Raw genomic sequence first — 22,987 nt, 5'->3', positions numbered from 1 at the left:
AAGGTGTTTATTCGGGCTCTTTTTCAAGCTCCTTTATTTTTTCGAAGCTTTGGCGCAGAATCTCTTTTGCCTGCTCTTTTCTTTCTTTGGGAAGCTTTTCGATGCAGAACCTGATGTCCATCATGAGATAAATCAGCGAAATGTTCTCTTCTCCGAAAATTTCGAGATGCATTTTTTTGAAAAAATTGACTCTTTCCTCGGATTCCTCTCTCTCGGTTTTAAAACGGGAAAGTGTAATTTTTCCTGCATCTGTCAGTTCGTATATCGTTTTTGAGCGTTTCCCGATTTCTTTTATCCTGATAAGCCCCTCTTTTTCAAGGGACTTTAACAGCGGATACATTGTCCCTTTGTTCGGGACCCATGTGCCCTCGGTTTTTTCTGCGATCTCCTTTAACAGGTCGTACCCTGATTTCGGTTCTTTTTCCAGGAAATGGAGAACCAGAATCGTAAGAAGCCCTCTTTCTTTTCCCTTTTCAGGGGAGAATTTCCATAAACTGTGCATAGTAATATTTTCTTTTTGGGATCAATGTAGTAATACAGTACTGTTTAAATTCAAACGGTTTGATATTGATCTATTGTCTTACAATTGTAATAAAAGTTATGAATTGTACCGCACGAATCTGTTTTTTTTCATACCTCCATGTGTAGTATCCTGAATTAAAAAAAGATAAATCCAAAAACATTGCCGTATTTACCGGTTCAAAAAAAGCCTTTTCCTGGACATTACAGAATTTTCACTTATCTTACTCAAAAATAATATTTATTTAAATATTTTCTTTAGGTATGCGGGGAAGGGCACAGGTTAATGCTCATTAGATTAATGAGCAGTCCTTTTCAAATTTCATTGTCTTTCTGTTTTTTCATCCACCACCGATTCAGTCTCTTTTATGTCATATATCCGGTAAAAATGGCCGTTTTTCTTCTGGACTCCCAGATCTGTTATTGATATCATTCTTTTTACCAAAGTTCCTGTATGGTTAATCACCCTCTTTGTGCATGTCCTTTTGCATCCTTCAATTGAAACAGTTTCATTTCCTTCTTTAATCTCTTTGGAAATCTGTTCATTATCGGATTGGACAAGATTTTTCTTCATTGACTTTTCAGCTCCGTGACGTTTAGAGATAATAAAGGAACGATTCTATTCTGGTTTCATCATTTTCATTTGCATTCCCGTCAAATGTCAGGTTTAGCACAGGACAGGGGTTTTGAGCGTTGAAATCCTTGTGGAGGTTACTTAGAGTAATCCCTGTATTCTCGTACAACGAAGAGACATTTATTATTCCGTCAATGCCCCTCATCTCACCGAGAATCTTTGATTCCCTGTATCTTCCGAAGGCACCTGCATAATAACCTGTAGATGCGTCCGCTCTTTTAATCAGAGACCTTAAATCGCTTTCAAAGGGACTCATTTCTTCCAGTGAAGCGTTTATCTCGGAAATGTAGCTCTCAAAAACATCGATTATGGGCTGGATACGTTCTTTTTCAGCTTTGTCCTTCTGGTTTATGTAATCAGTCCAGAACTGCCATAAACACTCGCTTAAAGGTTCAAAAACAACCCTGTAACCTTTATTCTCAATTTTTTCAAATGTAAATCCGTTCAGGTAGTCGTTATACAGTATGGAGATTTCACCCGTGGCAAATACTGTATTTTTAGGTCTTTTTTCTCTGAGTTCTGAAACTACAGTATTTGAGAGTTTAAGCAAAGATTCAATATTCAGATCATTGTCTTTTATAACCTGGGTTACTTTTTTGAGGTAATTATCTCTTGAGGTGTAGTATGCAGTCCTGATGAGGTCTCCTGCAATAAGGACTAGGAAAAATCTGTCGAGACTATATCTGTCGCCAAAGATTATGTCCTCAATATAAGGGGCGAAAATTCCTGTTTTTTCAAGCCCTTCCATATCAAAAATCGTCCTTATCATCCGGTTATACTGTCCGTCTACTTCCGCCCCTTCGGACTGAGGAATTAATACAAATTCAGGTTTTGTTTTGGGTTTACGTATCCCCGGAATACTTAGAGCGTCTCCGATAAGAGCGGTCATGGAGAAATATTCATTTGTCATAGTGTGTTTTCTGCCTTCGTCAAGTGAATTTTCGTTTGTCTTTGGGATGACCGTACAGTCCGCTCCTGAAGTCTTCAGGAATTCGCAGATTATTTGTGAATACGGGTAGAGATTTGGAATATGAATTTTGGCGTTTTCTAAAATGTCACTGGTTCCGGTTTTGATGTATGTATCAGTGTGGACTACACGTTTCGGGTATACTGAAATGTCTTCGGCCTTCTCTTCGGGGATACCCTTCAGGCTGTTTACAAACGCTTCAAGTCTGGTTATTACGCCTACACCCGAGGAATGCTCGTCTACCTCTATGTTCAGGTACGGCTTATCGCCCATAATTTCCCTGAAATAATGAGTGAACACAGTGTCAGGTCCGCACCCGTGATGGGTCAGGAATATTGCATACAGGTTCGGGTGCTGGCGGACAACCTGGGCGGCCTCGAGGATATGCTGTCCGAACGGCCAGAACATATTAGGATGTTCTACTGAAACGTCACTTTCAGGCAGGTTGTAGAAAGCAAGGGTTTTGTATCCCATTTTATTAAGTATCCCGGGAATCTCGAGATTTAAAGCCGGATCAGCTACTCCGTATGTCTTTGATATCAGCACAAAGGCTTTTTCATCAGGTTTTAGGTCCTGGACAATATTTTTTCCTTTCTCACTTACTCTTTTTTCAAATGCAGTGAAAGCCTTCATACCCACCTGCAGGGCTTTTAAAGTCTCTTCAGGGCTTTTCTCAAGCTGCATGCCAAGATTTATGAACCCTTTTTTCATGAACTCTTCTCCGAGACTAAAGCCTATAGTCGGAGAAAGAAGTTTTATTCCTTTTTTGTCAAGCTCCATTGCCCTGTTTACAAGTTTAAAGGCGAGCTGCATATACGGGCAGCCGAAATCCTGCCTGGAGTTGGAACCCGGGTGAAGGACAGTATACAAATCAGGAAAGAAGATATAGTCCACCTTTTTGTTTACAAGTTCTGCAACATGACCGTTCACAAGTTTTACCGGGTAGCAGGTCTCATCCAGTGAATACTCCTGGCCCAGCCTTACAGTCTCTTCATTTGTGGGGTCTGAGAGGATAACGTTAAACCCGAGCTCCCTGAAGAAGGCACTGAACATTGGATACATTCCATACGTGAAAAGAGCTCGGGGCATTCCAATAGTCTTTTTTTCGGGATCAGTTATTCCGTCATATCCTTCAAAGATTATGTCATTTACTATATCGCTGAATTCCGGTTCGTTTTCCTGTTTCGGACCAAACTCTTTTATGTTGTCATCCAAAATTATGTATTCATCCGGTTTAAACCCTTTAAATTCTGATTTATAAGATTTGGCTTCTTCTTTTGCAAGAAGTGCAGCCCCGTAGGCCCCGGTAACGCTGAAGAAAGGGGGAACAATAACTTCTTTTCCTGTAAGTGCCCTGAAGGCGTTTACAACCCCCTGATTGTAGGCAATACCACCCTGAAGGAAAATTCTGTCACCTATTTTTTTATGGCCGACGACCCTGTTGAGATAATTTTTTGCAATAGAAAAGCACAGACCGGATATAATATCCTCAGTAGCGGTACCGCCGGCTATATGGGATGCAACGCTTGTCTCTATAAAAACCGTGCACCTTTCGCCAAGGTTTACCGGTTTTTTGCTTTTTAGTGCTATTTCTCCAAATTTATCAAGAGGGATACCGAATTTTTTCGACTGCTCTTCAATAAATGACCCTGTACCTGCAGCACAGATCTTGTTCATCTGAAAATCCGTTACCCGGCCTTCTTTAAGACTGACATATTTTGAATCCTGCCCTCCTATCTCAAATATTGTGTCTATAGTATCGTCTATTGTAAAAGATGCCTTTGCCTGGGCGGTAATCTCGTCCTTTACTGTATCAGCTCCGATTATTTTTGCAATCATGTACCTGCCTGAACCCGTTGTCCCTGCACCGTGAACCTCGGCACGGTCTCCCAGTTCTTCACCGAGTTCTCTTAGACCTTTAAAAACCGCTTTTACGGGATCACCGAGTGTACGTAAGTACCTGTATGCGACAATCTCATTCTCGTCGTTTATTACTACAAGATCGGTACTCGTAGAGCCTATGTCCACTCCGAGAAAACAGTTGATCTTTTCAGTACTTCCATTACAGGTTTTGCAGATATGTTTGTTTAAACTGTCATTATCTCCAAAAGATTGCAGTGATGGAAGTTTTGCATTCGTTTCATCACTGATACACAAGTTTCCTTTTGATTCAAGATTATTTAGCAGGGTTTTTGGATTAAGCTTTATATTCTCCTTTTTTGCGATTAAAGCCGCTCCTGTCGCCTGGATATTTGCACACAAATCAGGGACTACCAGATCGTCTGTTTCTAAATTAAAAATGTCTCTTATAGCATTTACAATCGCTTCGTTTAGGGCCACCCCCCCTGCAAATAAAATAGGAGTTTCAAGCGGCAGTTTTCTGACAACTGATCCCCGGTAATTCCTGACAAGTGCATAAGCAAGGCCCTGAAGAATATCCTCAACCGGGGTACCCTCCTGCTGGTGGTGTATGATGTCCGTTTTTGCAAATACACTGCATCTCCCTGCAATTCTTGGGATAGTGCTGCTTTTGGCTGCACATGCCGAATAGTCCTCGATATTGAGGTTGAGTCTTGAAACCTGCTCCTCAAGAAAAGACCCTGTCCCTGCCGAGCAGTTTGAATTCATTGAAATTTCAAGAGACGAATCATCGTTTTTTGAAAAACCGGTAATATATTTTGAACTCTCACCCCCGATTTCAATAATCGATCGGACATTATTATGCAGTGAGCTTCCTTCAATTAACGCCGGTACATCCCTGACACGGTTTTTCGTGCAGATGTGCGACAATAGTCTGCTCTCGCCTCCGGTTATACCTCCGTATATAATATCTTCATTCTGGTATTTTTCCAAAAGCCTTTTTAGAGTAGCTTTAACAGCTTCTCCTATTTTTCCTTTATGCAGTATATAGTCTGAATATACAACATCGTTGTAATCATCTGTAAGGGCGATTTTCACGGATGAATAGCCAATATCTATTCCTAGGCTGTATGTCGGATTCAACCCTGAAACAACGTTTTTTTCATCACACGGCATTTCATTGATTTTGTATTTTGTAATTGTCTGCTCCATTTATTTCACCTCTGTCCAAACTTCATCTTAACATCCTGATTCCACAGTTTAACTGACTGTTTCAGAAGATCTGACAATGCTGCAGTCTCCTGCCGGTACAATAAGATTATTTTACTGGTATGTTCTGGCACGGTCCTGATTTTTGCTGTGCTGCAGATTTCAGCAACATTCAGTTCGTTTTTGTATCCTGTAACATTCTTTCCGATGTTTTTTTCTTTGAATTTGAACATAACAAACATTTTAGCATATTTTTTTCATTTTAACCTGGAATTCGTGTCTTTTGGAATAGATTTCCAGGCACAATAGTTTATTTTAAAACGGTTTAATAACAAACTATTGTACTTATATAGCAGTTTAGGTTTGTAAAAAGATAGTCCAAAAAAAATTAGATAAAAAAAAGATTACCTAAAGTCAAAACAGACGGTGTCAACACTTATAAAACGAGATTAAAAACAATTTTGCAGTTAAATAATGATGTTTCAGGTTTTTTCCTGATATTTTCGTTAAACCGGTCTTATTGGCATTATATGCAAAAGGCCGTCCCCGATAACTATCTTTGCATCTACACCATACACCTCCCTGATATTTTCCTTAGTCAAAACGTTTACCGGATTGCCTGAAGACGCGATGCTGCCTGATTTCAACATTATTATCCTGTCAGTGTACCTTGAAGCAAGGTTTAAGTCGTGCATGACAATTATTGAAAGTATCTGCTTTTCTGAGGAAAGGGTTTTAATTATATTCATAACTTCCAGCTGGTGCCTGATGTCAAGTTTTGATGTAGGCTCGTCAAGCAGCATAATTCCACTTTGTTGTGCAAGAGCTCTCGCTATCATGACACGCTGCTGCTGACCGCCTGACAATTCCGACATGTTTCGGAGTGCAATGTCTTCAAGGCTTAGCATCTTTATAACACCGGCAGCAATTTTCATGTCTTTTTTTCCTGCCCCCCACGATGTGTACGGGCGGCGTCCGGTAAGAACGGTATCAAATACAGTCGAAAGGAATGACACAGGAAATTCCTGCGGTACATAGCCAATTTTTCTGGCTATCCCGACCGCATCCATCCCGCTGGTATCATTCCCGTCAATGAGCACCTTTCCTCTCTGCGGTCTGAGGATGTTGTTGATACATTTGAGAAGAGTGCTTTTTCCGGCACCGTTTGGACCTATGATGCCAACAACTCCGGGTTTTTTGAACTCCATCGAAATATTTTTCAGAACTTCTGTTGTGCCATATGAAAGCGATATGTTTTCAACTTTCAGGTTCAGCATTTTGCCCTCCCGAATAGAATAAGATAAACAAAGAAAGGAACACCTATAAAGGCCGTAATCACTCCTACCGGAATAATTACAGGTGAAAGGGCAGTCCGTGCGATAGTATCCGATATAATCAGAAAAACAGCTCCCATAAGGCCTGATGCCGGTATTAAAAACCTGTTGTCCCCCCCTATAATAAGGCGGCATATATGCGGGGAAACAAGGCCGATAAAGCCTATAGCACCGACAAAACTTACAACTCCCGCTACAAGAAGCGAGGACAGGCCGACAATCATAATTCGAAAATGCTTTACGTTGATTCCCAGGCTCATTGCACTTTCATCGCCTCCGCCTACAATATTCAGGTCCCACGATTTCCAGATAATAAAAGGGACTACAACTGCAACTATCGGGATGACATAATAGAAGTCCCCCCATGATGTTTTGCCGAGGTCTCCGACCATCCAGAACATTGCACTTTTTACGGCCTCAGAATCAGCAAAATATGCTATAAATGTCGTTACAGCCTGAAAAAAGAACATTAATGCAATACCTGTCAGTATCATCGCTTCGGCAGAGCCGTCCTTTTTTTCACCTATCAGTATAATTACTCCGGCTGCTGCCAGTGAAAAAAGGAATGCATTTCCAATAATAAGGTAAGTTCCGGCAAGTATTCCCGCTCCGAACACAATTGCAATTGTTGCCCCAAGTCCTGCAGCAGATGCAACACCAAGCATATAAGGGTCGGCAAGCGGGTTTTTCAGTGCTCCCTGCATTGCGCAGCCTGCAACGCCAAGGGCTATGCCTGTAAACAGTGCCATAAATATTCTCGGGAAGCGGAGTTTCCACAAGCATACGTCTGCAGTCCATGAACTTTCCGAACTTTCCGGAAAAATTTTTCCGAGGATTGAATTATAGGCATCTGGCAGTGTCACGTCGGCAGAACCGCTTGATGCGGCGATTCCTATACATAATATTATAACTATTACCAGTGCGATGATAAAAACCGTTTTTTTTCTGGTATAACTGTAATACTCATCACAGATGTCACATGAAGCGTCTGTTGTATGCGAATTGATTTCCATTATTTCCTCCATTAAAATTTTATCCTGGCATTGGTCACAGAAGGTTTTGTCACCTGAAAGGATATGCAAACAGACCCGAATCTTCAAGAGAATAATCCGCTTCCATAAACCGGGTTATATACTCCTGGTGTATTGCCTCCGGGTCTAAATCGGTGAGTTCGTCAGGGTAAAGCCATTTTGCAAGGTAGGCTATTCCTATTATATTTCTCTGGGTGGCGTCCATTGAACTGTCAAAAAGGTACACATTTTTGTTTTTTACCGCATCTGTGTTTGAAAAGACATCCTGTTTCATGATATTTTCGCGAATATCTTCCGCATTTTTTATTGCCTCTTCTCTATTGGTTACAGAATATCCAAAAACACCTGGGTAACGCTCTTTCCAGCATTTGACGACAATATAATCTATATCCAGCTCCAAAAGCCATTCCCTGTCAACATCGCCGTAAGATATGGGCAGGTCTTCTGCGACGTTCTTTGCGCCTGCTGCGCTGGTAAAATTTTTAAACCAGTTCATATCCTTTCCGTAAGTCGTAATCTGTTCAGGAGAGGTCTTTCCTACTGCCCTGAAAAAGATACGCGGCTGGTCATCGGGACTGACAAGGGAGGTTTTTGAAGTTATATTGCTATACACACTGTTGTAAAAATCCAGATATTCTTCTGCTCTTTCTTCATTTCCTGTAATAATCCCAAGTTTTTGAATTGTGTCATTGACAACTTCAGGATCTGGGTCAAGAGTATTAAGAAAAATGACCGGGATATCAGGTTCAAGCATCTGTATGATATCGTCTGATCCGGTGTACCAGTCAAATTTTGGCAGGATAACTACATCAGGATGAATTTTTACAATTTCCTCGTAATTAAGGTCCATTGCATTCATGGCCTGGGAGATTACCGGAATTTCTTCATATCCGGGGAAAAGATGCCCGTCGTCCACGTTTGCATCCCTTCCGACTACCTGTTCCCAGGCTCCGATAATCCTGATGGAATCGCTTACTGAATGATGAGAATAGGCAACTCTTTTAGCAGGGCCTTTAAGAGTTACTTCTCTTCCGTATGCATCAGTAATTGTAATCTGGTTTTCCGCCGGGACTTCTTTTTTGCCATTGTCTTCATTTACATTTAACAACAGTATAGTTGTAGTCATTGTAACGGCTGCCAAAATAATTACTATATATATCCAATATTTCTGAAACACCTGTTTTTATTAGCTGTTAGGCCGCTATAAACGATATCCTAAGGATTTTAACCATTGTCAACCTTCTTTGGTTTTGGTTTTAATTCCTAAATTTTTAGATATCATGCAGCTTATTTTCCGGTTTATTTACGGCCCTTTAACAGCTATGTCAAGATCAAACGGTCCGACGTCAAGTGAAACTTCCCTTGAGTTAACCTCTTTAAATCCCGCCTTTTTCATGGACGATGCAATAAGACCTTTTTTTATTCCGCAGTTAAATCCGGAAAGTGCACTTGACATCATATTAAGCACATGATATTCTGGTGCCGTTCCCTCGTCGCAGATGCCATCATGAAGACTTACGAATACTCCCCCCGGATTCAGGGCATTATATATCTTTTCTACTATCTCATCCATACACCACAGAGCAAAATTTAATGTACAGCTACATAGAATAAGGTCATAGCCGTCTCCGAAATCGTCCCTGATATAATCGCCTCCTGCAGCAGTCATACGTTTGGACATGTCATACCCGGCAATGAATTCCTCTGCCACCTTTGCAACTGCCGGCTGGTCGAATACTACTCCGGTCATCGATTTATGACGGCTTAAAACCGCCATTCCCATAAGTCCGGGTCCTCCCCCCAAGTCCAGCATATGCTTAAAGGAATCAAATTGCGGAAGTTCTGAGACTATTTCTCCCAGCTTTTGTGCAGAGCCGGAACGTTCCCAGTTGGCAACTGAACGTGCGTAACTAGTCCAGAAGTCTTCCAGGCACATATTGTCATCTTCTTTCTGGCTGACAGGTCCGTTTTTAACTGCTTCAATAATCTCCTCAGGACTCATGGATATTCTACGGTATTCACGCAGCAGAATTTTGCCGTAATAGGTGGGGCTTTCTGATACCAGAAACTGTCCGGTGTCCGGGCGGTCGACGAATTTACCGTCTTTTTTTTCGAGCAGACCGCATGCAGTCAGGACATTGAGAAACTCTTCTGTCATATTGGCATTGTAGCCGCATCTTTCGGCAACAGATTTTGACGTTGCAGGTTTTGTCAGGTAATCGAATACAAGCATTTTCACTCCGGCTGCAAGGGCGTTTGCCCTTACCGGAGACAGTGAAAGATCATAAATTTTTGTCAGTGATTCATTTATTTCAGGTAATTCTTTCATTTAATTTCACCTCTTTATTCAGGATATATCATCAGTCCGCAGTTTGTCAGATTATAGTCACCTGGTATGAACCTGTCAAGATATTCCTGGTGAAGTGCCTTCGGGTCAAGATCTTCAAAAAGGTCAGGGTGGAACCATTTTGCCATGTAGGCTATTGTAATGATATACCTTGGAGTGGAGGTCATCTCGTTGTTCAGGAGGTAGATTTCATTGTTTTCTACAGCTTTTGAATTTAAAAAGACATCAAGTCCACCTATTTGCGTCCTTATTTCTTCTGCACGTGTTCTTGCAAAAGAAGGGTCGGATACATTGTACCCGAATGTATCTGGATATTTTTTATCCCAGCATATGGCTGCAATAGCATCAATATCCTGTCCAATGAGCCATTCTTTATCTACATCCGCACAGTTTATCGGAAGGTCTTCTGCGATATTTCGGACACCTGCGGCATTAAAGAATTCATTTCCTCCGGGAAATTCACTGCCGTATGTCTTGATATCATCAATTTCGTCTGAAAAAGCTTTGAAAAATACATTGGGACGGTTTTCTCCGGGAATATTTGATGTAATATTTGTGACAGGACAATATATGCTCCTGTAAAAGTCGATATATTCACCGGCTTCTTTTTCGGTTCCTGCAATCTTTCCGAGAATATCAATCGTATTGCAGAATGTTTCAGGGTTTAATGTATCGACAAACACAACAGGCACATCAGGTTCAAGTTTGCCAGTTATTTCGTCGGGGTCTCCTAACCAGCTGAAATTTGGAAGTATCAGTACATCAGGGTGTATTTTTACAACCTCTTCATAATTGATATCCAGCGGATTGCGTGCGGGGCAGATTATCGGAAGTTTATCTACTCCGGGGTAAAATTTTTCATTTGATAAATATCCGTCTCTTGCAACGACTTTATCCCATGCTCCGGCAAGCTGAACCGCTTCAGACACGGAGTAGTGGGTACATGCAATTCTTTGAGCGGGTCTTTCAAGCGTAACCACCCTGCCGAGAGCATCTGTGATTACAATTTTTTCTTCAGCTGTTTTATTTTCCGGTGGTTCAGTATTAAGGCAGAAAAAACTTACCAGGCAAAAACATGCAATGACCAGTAGCAGTCCTGCGGCGATGCAAATTTGTGCTCTTTTTTTCATCAGTGATGGTTTGTTTTCAAACGGTTAAAAGTTGATCTATTCCTATTTAACTAAGTTAATTTTTTCTGCACCAGTCTCCTGAAAACACTGGTTGAGTTTTTTCATGCAAAATGGATTAAATTCTGACTTTTTAAATAAGGGTCGGGATTTTCTCCTAAAAAAGCATTTGGTTTATATAATTACCCAAACCATTTATTTTGTGTTGTTTAGGACTGTTCTTCTAGGTCTGATATACGTCTTTATAGTCACGTCAATGCTCTCGATAGGGTTCGGGCTGTCGTTAAAGGATGTCATCGCATCCCTTGAAAAACACTGGATGCTTTTGCGGTCGGTTGTCATAAACCTTGTCGCAATACCGGCAGCAGCGATTTTTATAGCATATCTTCTAGGCCTTTCAGGTGCTGTTCTTTTCGGGTTTCTGTTTATGGCATGTGCACCCGGGGCATCTTATGCACCCAGAATTACCGAGTTTGCAAACGGTGACGTCGGACACTCAACAGGTCTTATGTTTTTTTTGTGTACAATCGCCGTGTTCTCCGCTCCCTTCACGCTTATGCTGGCCCTTCCTGAAACATACGGAATCGACCCCTGGCCTGTCATAGAAACGCTTGCCGTAATACAGATGATACCTCTCTTTCTTGGTATGTTCATCAGGTCATACAGGCCTCTTCTTGGAAAAAAACTGTCTGCACCGGCTTTCTGGGCTTCAAATATATCGGCACTTGTCGTTGTAGTAGTATCGCTTGTGATAATATTTTTATCAGAATCAAACGGGGGATTTTTCTCGCAGATAACAGGGACTCTTGGTGTTCCTGCAATTATACTGGCCGTTATAATATCCGTTTTTATCGGTTACTTCTTCGGCGGGGAAAATACCGGTGAAAAGAAGTCCATGGCAATAAGTTCTGTGAACAGGAACGCAGGTGTGGCCTTTTTAATAGCCGTTAGCGGCATGTCAATGATATCTGAAGTAGTCATCATGATAATTGCATACATCATCGTGCAGACGCTTGTATCAGGGGGGCTTGCCGGCTACTGGTTGTGGAAGGACTTAAAGGCCGGAAAAAAAACAATACTTTCAGGAGATGCCTGAACCGGCTGAAAACGAAAAAATTTTTTGAAAATATTTTTAAGGATTCAGTAGATATTCAGAGAATATACCCAAAAAGACTACCAGCCGCGGGAATACTCCTCAAAGCACGGAATGCAGACGATTTCCCCGTTCTGGACACGTGCCCTTGACTCCGATACGGTCTCGCCGCATTTTGCGCATTTGTAGGATTTGAAAAGCCTTGCCCTTTCCGGTATTTCGGGTTTTACATGCTCAAGCCTGTAAAGGTCTTCTGAGGGCATGTCAAGAATCTTTTGAATGACAACTTTTCTCCTTTCGAAAAACTCCTTTCTTTCTTCATCGTTTGCAGAACTTCCGAACACCTTCTCCGAGAGTTCACCGGTTCTCGCGTCGAAGTCGCCCATGGACGTCCCTTCCTTCTGTGAAAGGCGTACTGCATCGCTGTTGTCCCTTTTGATGAATGTGTATACCTGCTTTCCGTAGTCCCTGAAGATGAGGTTGCCCTTTCCTATTGTGCACCCTGTCAGAAACTGTATAGCATCAATTCCGCAGGCGTCGTTTTCGACAATCGCCACGAGCTCCTCGTCCTCGCTTCTTCCGTGTGAAAGCTCTTTTAATGCGTATTCGGCAGCCTTGTAGCCGTATGCAAGCCCGGGGCATTTGTGGCCGTGAAATTCGGCCGCCTCATCAAAGGATTTTATGGACTGTGTCATGTTTTAACCTGGATGTATTTTTGGAGGTCATTCCGTTTTAAAGTAAATGTTGAAACTTTGAGACTTATATGTTTGTGATCCCTTTCTTATGCATGGGCCATAACCGGAATTACGACGGGTCCGGTTTTCAGGAATTCGACTTCAACGTCCACTTCGTATACCTGTTTTATATTTTCAGGCGTTATAATCTCAGGTCCGCCCGCAGCAAAAATCCTGTTGCTCTTAAGCATTATGAACCTGTCTGAAAACCTTAAGGCAGTATTTATGTCATGCATAGTCATAACGGCCGAGACCTCGTGACCCTTTACGACCTCTGATATTATGTGCAGGATTTCCTGCTGGTTTTTAAGGTCAAGACTGCTTGTCGGTTCGTCAAGCAGAAGAAGGCTTGGTTCCTGCACAATCGCTCTTGCGATGGATACTTTCTGAAGTTCTCCTCCGCTCATTTCATCGATGTAACGCATGGCAAGGTCTGTCATGTGAAGCTTACGTACAACCGCATCAACCATTTTTATGTCTTTTTCGGAGACACTCCATGATATGTGCGGCTTTCTTCCCAGAAGAATTGCATCGTAAGCCGTAAGTCTTCCTTTCTGCGTATGCTGGGCAACATATCCTACTTTTTTTGCAATGTCAGGAAGACTCATCTTCATGATGTCCTCGTCCCCGACAAGGATAGACCCCGATTTAGGGTGATGAATCCTGTTGATGCATTTTAGAAGTGTCGTTTTTCCGACGCCGTTCGGGCCCATGATTGTGAGGATCTCATTCTTGTCTACGGAAAATGAGATATCATTTAATACTTCCCTGCTTTTGTACTGAAATTTTACTCCGTTTATATCAAGAATCATCTGGCATACCCCTTAATCAGAAGATATATGAAGACCGGAGCACCCATAAACGCTGTAAGTATCGCAACCGGCAGGACATGGGGTGCAAGAATAAGCCTTGCTACCGTGTCTGATGCCAGAAGAAGTATCCCGCCTGCAACGATTGTGCCCGGGATCAGAAACCTGTTGTCGTCTCCGATAATTCTTCTTGTAATGTGCGGGCATACAAGCCCTACAAATCCTATTACACCAAGGAATGAGACTATTATAGCCGAAAGAAAGGATGAGACAACCATTCCCACAAGTCTTATCCTCTCCACATTCACGCCAAGACCTTTTGCTGTTTCATCGCCTGCATCAATTGCATTGTAGTTCCACATATTATAGATGAAATATGCAGAGCAGAGGATTGTTACAATGGCCATTAAAGTAAGTTCACCCCAGTCGGCCCTGCTGACATCCCCGAAAGACCAGAAGACAACGGCTGCAAGCTGGTTGTCGTCCGCGAAATACTGCAGAAACATTGTCCCGGCAGTAAAAAGAGAACCTATCGCAACACCCGCAAGGACCATTACTTCAGGAGAAGACCCTCTTACTTTTGAGATCATCAGAATTATTGCCGTTGCGATAAGGCAGAAAATAAAAGCCATAATCGTTGTGACATAGGGGTTGTTTAGAACAATTGCATCACTGCCCGTACTGTGCATTGTTCCCGTACCGAGAATGATGACAGAAAATGCAGCCCCGAAAGCAGCAGCGTTTGAAATTCCCAGAGTATATGGAGACCCGAGGGGATTTCTTAATATTGACTGCATTGCTACACCTGCGACAGCAAGGCCTGCACCTGCCACTATTCCTGTAAGGGCCTGGGGGAGGCGTATGTTCCATATGATAGCGTACCACTGGTCTGATTCGTGCTGGAAAAATATTGTCTGGAATACGTCATAGAATGGAATGTTTACGGCTCCTACTGAAATTGATAAAATCAGGAGCAGAAATAAAACTACGATCCCGGAAATTATAATTGAAACTTTTTTTCCTGTGTATGTTTTGTAGTCTTTTGGGACCTCTCCGCCGTTAAGATGCATTTTTTTGATTCCTGTGTTTTAACTGTTCTTCTGTCCGTCTGAAGTGTTTTTGCGGGGAATATTGTGGCTTAAAATCTGTATGAATTGTTGGTTCATTCAGATTTTTCAGACACTTATTTTCGAAAACGCCATGCCGCCGAAAGTTTCGTTAAGTTCGTCGAATACGGGACCTCCCACAAGGAATGTGTAGATCTCGTCCGCTTTTTCATCAGGGTTGATATCGCTGAATTTTTCGGGATACAGAACTTTTCCTACATAGTAGGCGTCTGCAAGAATGCTTCCCTGGTTCTGGCTGTACCAGTTATACGGGAGAACACCGTAAACCCTGTCAGCCTTTACAGCGCTTAAAAGACTGTATGAATCGTCGTTACGCAGTTCCGTAACAGCGTTTGAGTCCGTTGTCTGAAGGGTTGAGAGATCAACAAAGATTACCTCCGGGTCCCATTCCAGGATCTTTTCCTTTGCGACATCTGCATGATCCGTTCCCATTGATGCAGCAACATTATTCGCATTTACGAAAACAAACGGGGGATAAGCAGGTTCTGTGGACTGGAATCCGTGTGGGCCGCGGTATGCAATTCCACCTACATATGTTGATATTTTATCAGAATTCGAAACACCTGCGGTCCTGTCGTTGAGATCAGCTATCGAAGCGTTGAAGTAGTTTATGAGCTCCTCAGCCCTGTCCTCCTTTCCTATCACTTTACCCATCAGGCGGAAGGAGTAATACATATCGTCGCGGTAAGTGCTCAGCGACCCTACATCAATTCCGACAACAGGGATTCCGGTCTTTTCTGAAAGTTCGTCAGCTTCATCCGCTGATGTCATCCCTGCCTTGAATATAACTTCAGGGTTTAAGGCGACAATCTTTTCAGGATCATCGTTTCCGCGGTATTCGCCGATAAGAGGATAATTCTTAAACTGCGTGTTTGCAAGTGCGTAAGGGCGTGCATCCATCTCCTGATCCTTGATTTCGATGTCATCAACACCGACAATTTTGTCCTGAGCTCCAAGATATGTGAGATATCTCAGGCACCCTGAACCTGAACAGACCACGCTGTCAGGATCTTTAGGAACAGTTACTTCTCTTCCGAGAGAGTCTGTAACAGTAATTGTGTCATTTTCGTCAACAGATCCTGAAGACGGGTTGTCTGTGTTGCTTTGCCCTGTACAGCCGCATATCATCGCAGCTGCAAAAACCACTGCCAGAAGCACAGCCAAATTAATGTATCTTTTTGTCAAATCCATTCTCACCAAATAATAATTTTGTAATCCTCGGTGATAATAATTTCCAATTACGTATTAATAAAAAGTCAATATATGTATTTTATGTAAATTTGCTATTACAAATTTTATAAAATATCATAGTTTATAACAGGAAAATAAGCTTTTTTTAATTATCAATAACATGAAAAGTGTAAAAATTTGAACGTATCCTAAAAAATGCTGGTTTAAAATCTTCATCACCTGAGATAAAGTCTGAAAGTTCTGTTTCTGATGTCTGTAACCATTGGGGTTTATGAATTTCAGGTTATATCGTAATTCTTTGTAACTGCCAGAATTTTATAGGATTCAGGAAATTTCCGAAAACTGGGAAAACAAAATATAGTAGAGAATATAATGTAAAAACTGAAAATTTTTGAGATGAGAAATTTCTGTTACGAGGAAAAACATAATGCAGAATTCTGTTAAAACTGGCTTTTTGGCTTTTTTGCTTGTTACATTGACTTTAATGACCGTATCCTGTGGATGCACCGGCAATGTTTCAGGCAATGTAACCGGTCCTGATCAGACCGGAGAGAATCTTAATGTCGAAAATGAGTCTGCAATTTCTGTTGCAGTATCAATTCTTCCTGAAAAGGAATTCGTAGAGGCAATCGGAAAAGACCTTGTCAACGTGACGGTGATGGTCCCGCCGGGTTCAAGTCCGCATACGTATGAACTTACCTCGGGGCAGCTCGTTTCACTTTCTGATGCTGACATGTATGCGGAACTCGGTTCTGGAATCGAGTTTGAACAGGCGTGGATGGACAAAATAAAAGGCGTTAATTCAGGTATGAAGATAGTCGACTGCTGTGACGGAATAGAGCTTATAAATGAAGGCAACGGGACCGAACAGTCCGGAAACCCGCACATATGGCTGTCGCTTAAAAACGCAAAAGTAATGGCTGATAACATATGTGACGGTCTTTGTGAGATAAGCCCTGAGAATGCGGACTATTTCAGGGAAAACCTTCAGAACTATGAGTCAAAACTTGATGCTCTGGATGAAAACATATCCGAAGAGCTTTCGAACAGTTCAGGCAAAACGGTAATGGTCTACCATCCGGCATGGTCTTACTTTGCAAGAGACTATTCGCTTAACCAGATCTCAATAGAGAGTGAGGGAAAGGAGCCGTCTCCTGCGGCACTGAAACAGATTATTGATCAGGCGGAAGAAAACAACGTGACGGTTGTGTTTGCGTCTCCGGAGTACAGCACAAAGAGTGCTGAAGTTATTGCGGATGCAATCGGCGGAAAAGTAATTATGATAGATCCTCTTGCAGAGGAATATCTTGAAAACATGAAATCTGTTGCAAAGGCCTTTGCATCGGAGTAAGTGCGGATGGAAGTACCCGCAATAGATTTGCGAAATATAACCGTTTACCGTGAAGGACAGAAAGTGCTTGACGACATCTCCATGAAAGTGGATGACGGAAAGTTCTACGCTGTTATAGGACCTAACGGCGGGGGTAAAACCACCCTTATAAAGGTGATTCTCGGCCTTTTAAAACCTGATAAAGGCAGGGTTGAAATCTACGGTGACCCCCCCGAAAAAAACCGTTTTCTTTTGGGATATGTCCCGCAGTTCCACACCTTCGATTTCAGCTATCCGGTAACCGTAGGAGACATGGTTCTTACGGGAAGACTTGGGCATATTGGTGGAATCAGGAAAAGATTCTCGGAAAACGACCGTAAACTTGCAGCGGAGGCAATGGAGAAGCTCGGGATATCTGACCTTTCGAAAAGAGGTCTTGGGGAACTTTCCGGAGGAGAGCAGCAGAGGGCGATTATCGCCCGAGCGATCGTAGGAAATCCCCGGGTTCTTATTCTGGACGAGCCGACCGTATATGTCGACTCACCTACCGAGGAGAAGTTTAACGACATATTAACAGAGCTGCAGAGGAAAATGACTGTAGTTCTTATAACCCACGACATAGGAGTATTGTCATCGGGAGTCGATGTCGTAGCCTGCCTTAACAGGAAACTGTATACGCACAACGACAACGAAATTACAAGCGACATGATCCTTGACGCTTACAAGTGCCCTGTCGATCTGATTGCACATGGTCTCCCCCATAGGGTTCTGGAGAAGCACGAGAATCTGAAAGTAAAAAGCGCGAAGGAGGATGAGTAGCGGTGCTGTCCCTTCTTTATTATGAGTTCTTCAGAAACGCACTTCTCGCAGGAGTTATGGCGAGTATTGCATGCGGTATTATAGGCAGCTTCGTTGTTGTAAAGCGGATGGTGTCCATGTCTGGAGGAATTTCGCACGCTGCATTCGGTGGAATCGGTCTTGGGTATTTCTTTGGCTTCGATCCGATTGCAGGAGCGATGATATTCTCGGTTGCAACGGCTGCCGTCATATCCAGAATAAGAAGAGTGGCGCACCAGCACCTGGATACCCTGGTAGGTGCGGTCTGGGCGTTCGGGATGGCCCTCGGAGTGATGTTCGTTTACCTGACCCCGGGTTTTGCCCCTGATCTTCTCGGTTATCTGTTCGGGAACATACTGCTCGTTCCGGTTAGCGATCTCTTTCTTATGGCCCTTCTTCTCGTGCTGATTCTTACCGTTATCTGGCTGTTTTACAACCAGCTTTTGTCTGTCACATTCGACGAAGAGTATTCGAAGGTCATGAACATACCCTCTGAGAAGATGATGGCCCTTCTTCTCGTTCTTGTTGCAGTGACCGTCGTCATGCTTATCCAGGTCGTTGGAATAATTCTGGTAATAGCGCTTTTGACGCTTCCTGCCGCGATATCGCGTGAATTTACACGTGATCTGAAAAAGATGTTTTACCTGTCGTCTCTGACAGGGATATTTTTCACGACGTCCGGGATATTTCTCTCGTATTATCTGGACGTTCCTTCAGGCGCAACGATTATTCTCATAAGTGTAGCCGTATATGTATGTGCGGTTTTTCTGAAACATTTCAGGTTCAGGCCGCATGAGGCAGCGTGAAAGTTTTTAAGTTTCGGATTTCATGTTTTTGCAGGCCTGAGATGTCCCTGTATTCAGCGCCGTGTTAATACTGAAATCTGAAAAATACAGGGGCCTGATGACACTTCCTTTTTTATTGCCTTATAAAACCTGAAAAAAATGAAAAATCAGGTTTGTTTCAGGTGATTTTGCCGGACTTTTTGTAAATAATCCAGTGTAAGCAGAGTGGCATTGGCAGACGAAAACAAAGAAGACTTCTGAAAAATCCCTATATAGTATTTTACGATAATACTTTTACGAAAGTAAATAAGGTTTTTAAGATGCAAGGGAAAAAATATGGACTCAGATGAAAAATACGGGCCTTCAAAAGTTATTTTTGGTCGTCCTGATTTTGAAGACCTGAAAAAAAGCGGTGCCACCGGAGTTGACATGCATTTTCATACTAATCACTCCGACTCGCATACCCGCGTTAAGGATGCGCTGAAGCTTGCACGCTCAAGAGGTATCGGTCTTTCAATAACTGACCACAACGAAATAAGGGGGGTCATCGAGGCAGGAAAAACCGATAAATCGGTTTTAAACGTTCCAGGGATCGAGATCAGTGCATGGGACGGCCCGCATATTCTCATGTACTTCTTTTCCGTCGGCGACCTTACGGAGTACTACAAAAAAATAGTCGAGAGAAAAAAAAGCAAAAGCCCTTATCTTGCGACGAAACTGAACACCGAAGATATTGTTGAGCCTTCTGACGATTACAACGCGGTCCCTGTGGCTGCTCACCCGTTTGGGTATCTCCTGTTCAACAAAGGACTTGGAAAATGCATAGAGCGTGACTGTATGAGTCCTGAAATAATCAGCAGGTTTTCCGGTCTTGAAGTAATTTCAGGGGGTATGACAAGAAAGCTCAACATTAAGGCGGTAAAGCTTGCGTCAGAAAAAAATCTTTCAATGACAGGCGGGACAGACGGTCACCTTCTTCATGACCTCGGAAATGTCCTGACATGTTCTTATGCCGAAGACGCCGGGGAATTTCTTGAAGAGGTAATTCGCAAAAGAAACAGTGTTATCGGCCAGGAGAACGGTTTAATCAGAAAAGGGGTAATGGCAACCGCAATTCTTCCGAAATATTTCAGGTACACCATACCATCGCTTCAGATTCATTACAGGCAGAATATCCCCAGGCTGAAGTCTTTCGAAGAGAAAACATTTGGCAGGAAGAGGCAGCCGTAATATTCGGCACTGTGAAAGTGAATTATAGGACCTGCGAGAACAGTCTTGATATGGACTCCTTAAATCTCACGGCAACGGTCCTGTTGTTGTAGTCATCATTTGTTTTTTCGGAACAGTACTTAAGGTCCTCTTCAAATATATTTTTAAGCTTTCCTGAGACCGTTTCATCGTAAATGAAGGCATTTGATTCAAAGTTTAAGCTGAAACTTCTTATATCCCAGTTGGCGCTTCCGACCGATGACGCCATCCCGTCGACGACGATGGTTTTTGCATGAATAAATCCCCTGTTGTAAGTGAATACGCGGACACCAGACTCCATCAGCTCCCAGAGATATGAAAATCCTGCCCAGTAGACGAAGGGATGGTCAGGTCTGCACGGAAACATTATTTTCACATCAACACCGGAACCTGCGGCAATTTTCAATGAGTCCAGGATACTTTTGTCGGGAATAAAATATGGCGTCTGGATAAGGATGCTTTCACGGGCGTTGTTTATTAGCTTTATATAGCCCATCTTTATGCTCTCCCCCTGTGAATCCGGACCGCTTGACGCAATTTGCATAAATGTACCCCTTTTAAACGGTGCACGTGGGAAATACATCCCGTCAAAAAAGCCTATGTCCTTTTCTGCAGCGTGGTTCCAGTCGAGGAAAAAGCGTGACTGAAGTGAGTAAACGGCACCGCCCGTTATTTTCAGGTGCGTATCTCTCCAGTATCCTAGAGGACCTTTCCCGAGGTACTCGTCGCCCAGGTTGAATCCGCCTATAAACCCGGTTTTTCCGTCGATGACAGCGATTTTACGGTGATTCCTGTAGTTTATCCTTATGTTGATGTGGAGGTATTTTGACCTGAAGAAAAATGCGGTCTCACCGCCGGCCTTTTTGAGTTCATCAAAAAAATTACGCGGCAGCTGGTGGCATCCTACGGCATCGCCGAGTACACGCACCTTTACACCCTGGCGTGCCTTTTCAGCCAGAATGGAGATGATTTTCTTTGAAATTTCATCGTTTCTTATAACGTAGTACTGAATATTGACGGATTCTTTCGCGGATTTTATTGCTTCAATAAGGGCTTCGAATTTTTTCCGGCCGTCTGTATAAATCTCGACTTCGTTGTTGTCCGTCACCTCCGCATAGTTCGTTTCAAGGAGCATTCTTACAAGGCCTATGTAGTCTCCTGCCTTGTCGTCCCATGGAATCCTGATATTATCGACGAATTCTTTCTGCCTGGAAATTATCTCCTGAATTTTTCTGTCGTCTTCTTCCTTTATCCTGAATATTTTTGCCTTGTAGAGGTTCTGCCCGAATATAAGGTAAGCGATAATTCCTGCAATGGGAATAAGAGCCAGTATTGTAACCCATAATAGTGCTGAAGTCGGGTCTCTTCTCTCGATGAATATGATTGAGACCGCAAAGAAGAAATTGATGATAAGTATCAAAACATGAATATCTGAAATCAGACCTGTTCCTGATGAAAGGATATAGTCAAGAATAAAGGACATCATTGTTTTCCGTAGTGATGAATTTCACCCGGGTTATAGAAAAACTTTTCAGTTTCAGGTATTCTTTTTCTCACGTTTAATAAAATCAGGTTGTGTCTTTGTCTGGTTATTTAATAAAATACAGGAAGGCTGCAGGTAACTTTTCCTCTTTCCCCCCCAAAAAACGAATCCATTGTTTATCTGGGGGTCAGGAAAAATCCTCCCCGCGGTGTCCAGAGAATACCGTTTTTTTTGGTCGGATGGGATTTTATGCACTCTGTGCACCTGCGTCGTCCCGCAGGCTGTTTTGCTTTTTTATCCTGACCAGTAAGCCTGACAAAGTATGAGATACAAATAATTTTCATGTCTGGATAAATAAAACGGAGAAGATTTGAGAATATGCAGAGTGCCGGATTTAATGATGTATCACCTGTTGTTGCAAAGTTTCAGAAAAATGAAATAACTGAACACCACATTTACAGGATACTTGCCGCAAGGGAAAGGGACGGGCACAACAGAGAAATACTAAACAGGATTGCTGAAGAGGAGATGGTCCATTACAAAAGTTTTATGGGCATAACCGGAAAAACCGAGGAACCTGACAGGATAAAAATATTCTGGTATTCGGTGATGGCAGGAGTGTTCGGCCTTACCTTCACTATCAAACTTATGGAAAATGGTGAAAATAAAGCCTATTCCGATTATACTTTAATAAAAAATGAATATCCTGAAACAGGACAAATTATTGCCGACGAAGAGAAGCACGAGCTTGAACTTGCCGCGATGATAAATGAAGAGAGGCTGAATTATGCAGGTTCTGTAGTGCTGGGGTTAAACGACGCCCTTGTAGAGCTCACAGGTGCTCTTGCCGGATTTTCGTTTGCTTTGCAGGATACAACTCTTATAGGTGCTATAGGGCTTATCACCGGTATTGCCGCAGCCCTTTCAATGGCAACATCCGAATATCTCTCTGAAAAGGCTGAAGGAAGCGCTGAAAAAGACCCTCTCCGGGCCGCGACATATACAGGTGCAGCGTATATCGTAACTGTCTTTCTTCTTATATTGCCGTACTTTTTATTCAAAAACTATATCGTTGCACTCGGTGCAACCCTTGCGATAGGAATTGCTGTTATATTCATATTCAACTTCTACATTGCCGTTGCAAAAGAGCTTGAGTTTAGGAGGAGGTTTTTGGAGATGGCAGCAATAAGCCTGGGTGTTGCGGCCCTGTCGTTTATACTCGGTGCAGTTGTAAAAATTGTTTTCGGCGTGGATGTATGATTTCAGGAAAACCTGTTTTTTATAATTTTCAGAAAAGGGTTGTTTATCTCATCTGGTCTCTA

General features: G+C 42.6%; 19 protein-coding genes. 6 read left to right on the top strand and 13 right to left on the bottom strand.

The features are described from left to right. Positions 1-7 precede the first annotated feature (7 nt). The 8 genes from J2128_RS05045 to J2128_RS05010 all read right to left on the bottom strand — a co-directional run bounded on the left by J2128_RS05045 (position 8) and on the right by J2128_RS05010 (position 11,031). Positions 8-502: a PadR family transcriptional regulator gene (locus J2128_RS05045; protein ID WP_209690006.1), complete on the bottom strand. Its 495-nt coding sequence runs from the start codon at positions 500-502 to the stop codon at positions 8-10. Positions 503-841: 339 nt separating this feature from the next. Continuing rightward, the gene (locus J2128_RS05040; protein WP_348632365.1) at positions 842-1,123 is read right to left on the bottom strand and encodes a putative zinc-binding protein; all 282 of its coding nucleotides are present in this window, start codon (positions 1,121-1,123) and stop codon (positions 842-844) included. After that, positions 1,116-5,192: an acyl-CoA dehydratase activase gene (locus tag J2128_RS05035; RefSeq protein ID WP_209690004.1), complete on the bottom strand. Its 4,077-nt coding sequence runs from the start codon at positions 5,190-5,192 to the stop codon at positions 1,116-1,118. Before J2128_RS05035 ends, J2128_RS05040 begins: the two co-directional genes overlap by 8 nt. A gap of 503 nt (positions 5,193-5,695) precedes the next feature. After that, the gene (locus tag J2128_RS05030) at positions 5,696-6,466 is read right to left on the bottom strand and encodes an ABC transporter ATP-binding protein (protein ID WP_209690003.1); all 771 of its coding nucleotides are present in this window, start codon (positions 6,464-6,466) and stop codon (positions 5,696-5,698) included. Further along, complete coding sequence (locus J2128_RS05025) at positions 6,460-7,548, bottom strand: iron ABC transporter permease (RefSeq protein WP_245323323.1); 1,089 nt, start codon at positions 7,546-7,548, stop codon at positions 6,460-6,462. Before J2128_RS05025 ends, J2128_RS05030 begins: the two co-directional genes overlap by 7 nt. 37 nt (positions 7,549-7,585) lie before the next feature. Continuing rightward, positions 7,586-8,680, bottom strand: a complete 1,095-nt coding sequence (locus J2128_RS05020; RefSeq protein ID WP_245323320.1) for an ABC transporter substrate-binding protein — start codon at positions 8,678-8,680, stop codon at positions 7,586-7,588. A gap of 177 nt (positions 8,681-8,857) precedes the next feature. Then, complete coding sequence (locus J2128_RS05015) at positions 8,858-9,883, bottom strand: methyltransferase (protein ID WP_209690001.1); 1,026 nt, start codon at positions 9,881-9,883, stop codon at positions 8,858-8,860. A gap of 14 nt (positions 9,884-9,897) precedes the next feature. Continuing rightward, the gene (locus J2128_RS05010) at positions 9,898-11,031 is read right to left on the bottom strand and encodes an ABC transporter substrate-binding protein (protein ID WP_209690000.1); all 1,134 of its coding nucleotides are present in this window, start codon (positions 11,029-11,031) and stop codon (positions 9,898-9,900) included. Positions 11,032-11,233: 202 nt separating this feature from the next. Between J2128_RS05010 and J2128_RS05005 the strand changes: the two genes are divergently transcribed. Further along, the gene (locus J2128_RS05005; protein WP_245323318.1) at positions 11,234-12,124 is read left to right on the top strand and encodes a bile acid:sodium symporter family protein; all 891 of its coding nucleotides are present in this window, start codon (positions 11,234-11,236) and stop codon (positions 12,122-12,124) included. Positions 12,125-12,201: 77 nt separating this feature from the next. Here the strand turns inward: J2128_RS05005 and J2128_RS05000 are convergent, their stop codons facing one another. The 4 genes from J2128_RS05000 to J2128_RS04985 form a co-directional block, all read right to left on the bottom strand. Continuing rightward, the gene (locus J2128_RS05000) at positions 12,202-12,816 is read right to left on the bottom strand and encodes an FmdE family protein (protein ID WP_209689998.1); all 615 of its coding nucleotides are present in this window, start codon (positions 12,814-12,816) and stop codon (positions 12,202-12,204) included. Positions 12,817-12,902: 86 nt separating this feature from the next. After that, a complete protein-coding gene (locus J2128_RS04995) occupies positions 12,903-13,667 on the bottom strand; it encodes an ABC transporter ATP-binding protein (RefSeq protein ID WP_209689997.1) in 765 nt (254 codons plus the stop codon). Next, positions 13,664-14,734: an iron ABC transporter permease gene (locus J2128_RS04990; protein ID WP_209689996.1), complete on the bottom strand. Its 1,071-nt coding sequence runs from the start codon at positions 14,732-14,734 to the stop codon at positions 13,664-13,666. The genes J2128_RS04995 and J2128_RS04990 overlap by 4 nt, the downstream gene beginning before the upstream one ends. Positions 14,735-14,839: 105 nt before the next feature. After that, entirely contained in the window at positions 14,840-15,982 is a 1,143-nt protein-coding gene (locus J2128_RS04985; RefSeq protein ID WP_209689995.1) for an iron ABC transporter substrate-binding protein, read from the bottom strand. 427 nt (positions 15,983-16,409) lie between these two features. Here J2128_RS04985 and J2128_RS04980 point away from each other — a divergent pair, with 427 nt between their 5' ends. From J2128_RS04980 to J2128_RS04965, 4 genes are all read left to right on the top strand, one after another. Beyond that, positions 16,410-17,333: a metal ABC transporter solute-binding protein, Zn/Mn family gene (locus J2128_RS04980; RefSeq protein ID WP_209689994.1), complete on the top strand. Its 924-nt coding sequence runs from the start codon at positions 16,410-16,412 to the stop codon at positions 17,331-17,333. A gap of 6 nt (positions 17,334-17,339) precedes the next feature. Next, positions 17,340-18,131 (top strand): metal ABC transporter ATP-binding protein, encoded by a 792-nt coding sequence (locus J2128_RS04975; RefSeq protein ID WP_209689993.1) that lies wholly within the window; start codon positions 17,340-17,342, stop codon positions 18,129-18,131. A 2-nt stretch (positions 18,132-18,133) separates the two neighbouring features. Next, positions 18,134-18,955 carry a metal ABC transporter permease gene (locus tag J2128_RS04970; RefSeq protein WP_209689992.1) on the top strand — a complete coding sequence of 274 codons (822 nt, stop codon included), beginning with the start codon at positions 18,134-18,136 and terminating at the stop codon, positions 18,953-18,955. Between the two features lie 315 nt (positions 18,956-19,270). Next, positions 19,271-20,164 (top strand): PHP domain-containing protein, encoded by an 894-nt coding sequence (locus tag J2128_RS04965; RefSeq protein WP_209689991.1) that lies wholly within the window; start codon positions 19,271-19,273, stop codon positions 20,162-20,164. Positions 20,165-20,186: 22 nt separating this feature from the next. Here the strand turns inward: J2128_RS04965 and cls are convergent, their stop codons facing one another. Continuing rightward, positions 20,187-21,668 carry a cardiolipin synthase gene (gene cls / locus J2128_RS04960; protein WP_245323315.1) on the bottom strand — a complete coding sequence of 494 codons (1,482 nt, stop codon included), beginning with the start codon at positions 21,666-21,668 and terminating at the stop codon, positions 20,187-20,189. Positions 21,669-22,043: 375 nt separating this feature from the next. Here cls and J2128_RS04955 point away from each other — a divergent pair, with 375 nt between their 5' ends. Continuing rightward, positions 22,044-22,925 (top strand): VIT1/CCC1 transporter family protein, encoded by an 882-nt coding sequence (locus J2128_RS04955; protein WP_209689990.1) that lies wholly within the window; start codon positions 22,044-22,046, stop codon positions 22,923-22,925. Positions 22,926-22,987 lie beyond the last annotated feature (62 nt).

Origin of the sequence: Methanomicrobium sp. W14 (assembly GCF_017875315.1) — an archaeon.
Lineage (GTDB): Archaea > Halobacteriota > Methanomicrobia > Methanomicrobiales > Methanomicrobiaceae > Methanomicrobium.
This window is presented reverse-complemented; position numbering and strand designations above follow the sequence as displayed.

What these genes read in the sequence shown, in the direction of transcription:
- J2128_RS05045 (WP_209690006.1), bottom strand. Translation starts at nt 502, where the DNA reads ATGCACAGTTTATGGAAATTCTCCCCTGAAAAGGGAAAAGAAAGAGGG.
- J2128_RS05035 (WP_209690004.1), bottom strand. Translation starts at nt 5,192, where the DNA reads ATGGAGCAGACAATTACAAAATACAAAATCAATGAAATGCCGTGTGAT.
- J2128_RS05030 (WP_209690003.1), bottom strand. Translation starts at nt 6,466, where the DNA reads ATGCTGAACCTGAAAGTTGAAAACATATCGCTTTCATATGGCACAACA.
- J2128_RS05025 (WP_245323323.1), bottom strand. Translation starts at nt 7,548, where the DNA reads ATGGAGGAAATAATGGAAATCAATTCGCATACAACAGACGCTTCATGT.
- J2128_RS05020 (WP_245323320.1), bottom strand. Translation starts at nt 8,680, where the DNA reads ATGACTACAACTATACTGTTGTTAAATGTAAATGAAGACAATGGCAAA.
- J2128_RS05015 (WP_209690001.1), bottom strand. Translation starts at nt 9,883, where the DNA reads ATGAAAGAATTACCTGAAATAAATGAATCACTGACAAAAATTTATGAT.
- J2128_RS05010 (WP_209690000.1), bottom strand. Translation starts at nt 11,031, where the DNA reads ATGAAAAAAAGAGCACAAATTTGCATCGCCGCAGGACTGCTACTGGTC.
- J2128_RS05000 (WP_209689998.1), bottom strand. Translation starts at nt 12,816, where the DNA reads ATGACACAGTCCATAAAATCCTTTGATGAGGCGGCCGAATTTCACGGC.
- J2128_RS04995 (WP_209689997.1), bottom strand. Translation starts at nt 13,667, where the DNA reads ATGATTCTTGATATAAACGGAGTAAAATTTCAGTACAAAAGCAGGGAA.
- J2128_RS04990 (WP_209689996.1), bottom strand. Translation starts at nt 14,734, where the DNA reads ATGCATCTTAACGGCGGAGAGGTCCCAAAAGACTACAAAACATACACA.
- J2128_RS04985 (WP_209689995.1), bottom strand. Translation starts at nt 15,982, where the DNA reads ATGGATTTGACAAAAAGATACATTAATTTGGCTGTGCTTCTGGCAGTG.
- J2128_RS04980 (WP_209689994.1), top strand. Translation starts at nt 16,410, where the DNA reads ATGCAGAATTCTGTTAAAACTGGCTTTTTGGCTTTTTTGCTTGTTACA.
- J2128_RS04975 (WP_209689993.1), top strand. Translation starts at nt 17,340, where the DNA reads ATGGAAGTACCCGCAATAGATTTGCGAAATATAACCGTTTACCGTGAA.
- J2128_RS04965 (WP_209689991.1), top strand. Translation starts at nt 19,271, where the DNA reads ATGGACTCAGATGAAAAATACGGGCCTTCAAAAGTTATTTTTGGTCGT.
- cls (WP_245323315.1), bottom strand. Translation starts at nt 21,668, where the DNA reads ATGATGTCCTTTATTCTTGACTATATCCTTTCATCAGGAACAGGTCTG.
- J2128_RS04955 (WP_209689990.1), top strand. Translation starts at nt 22,044, where the DNA reads ATGCAGAGTGCCGGATTTAATGATGTATCACCTGTTGTTGCAAAGTTT.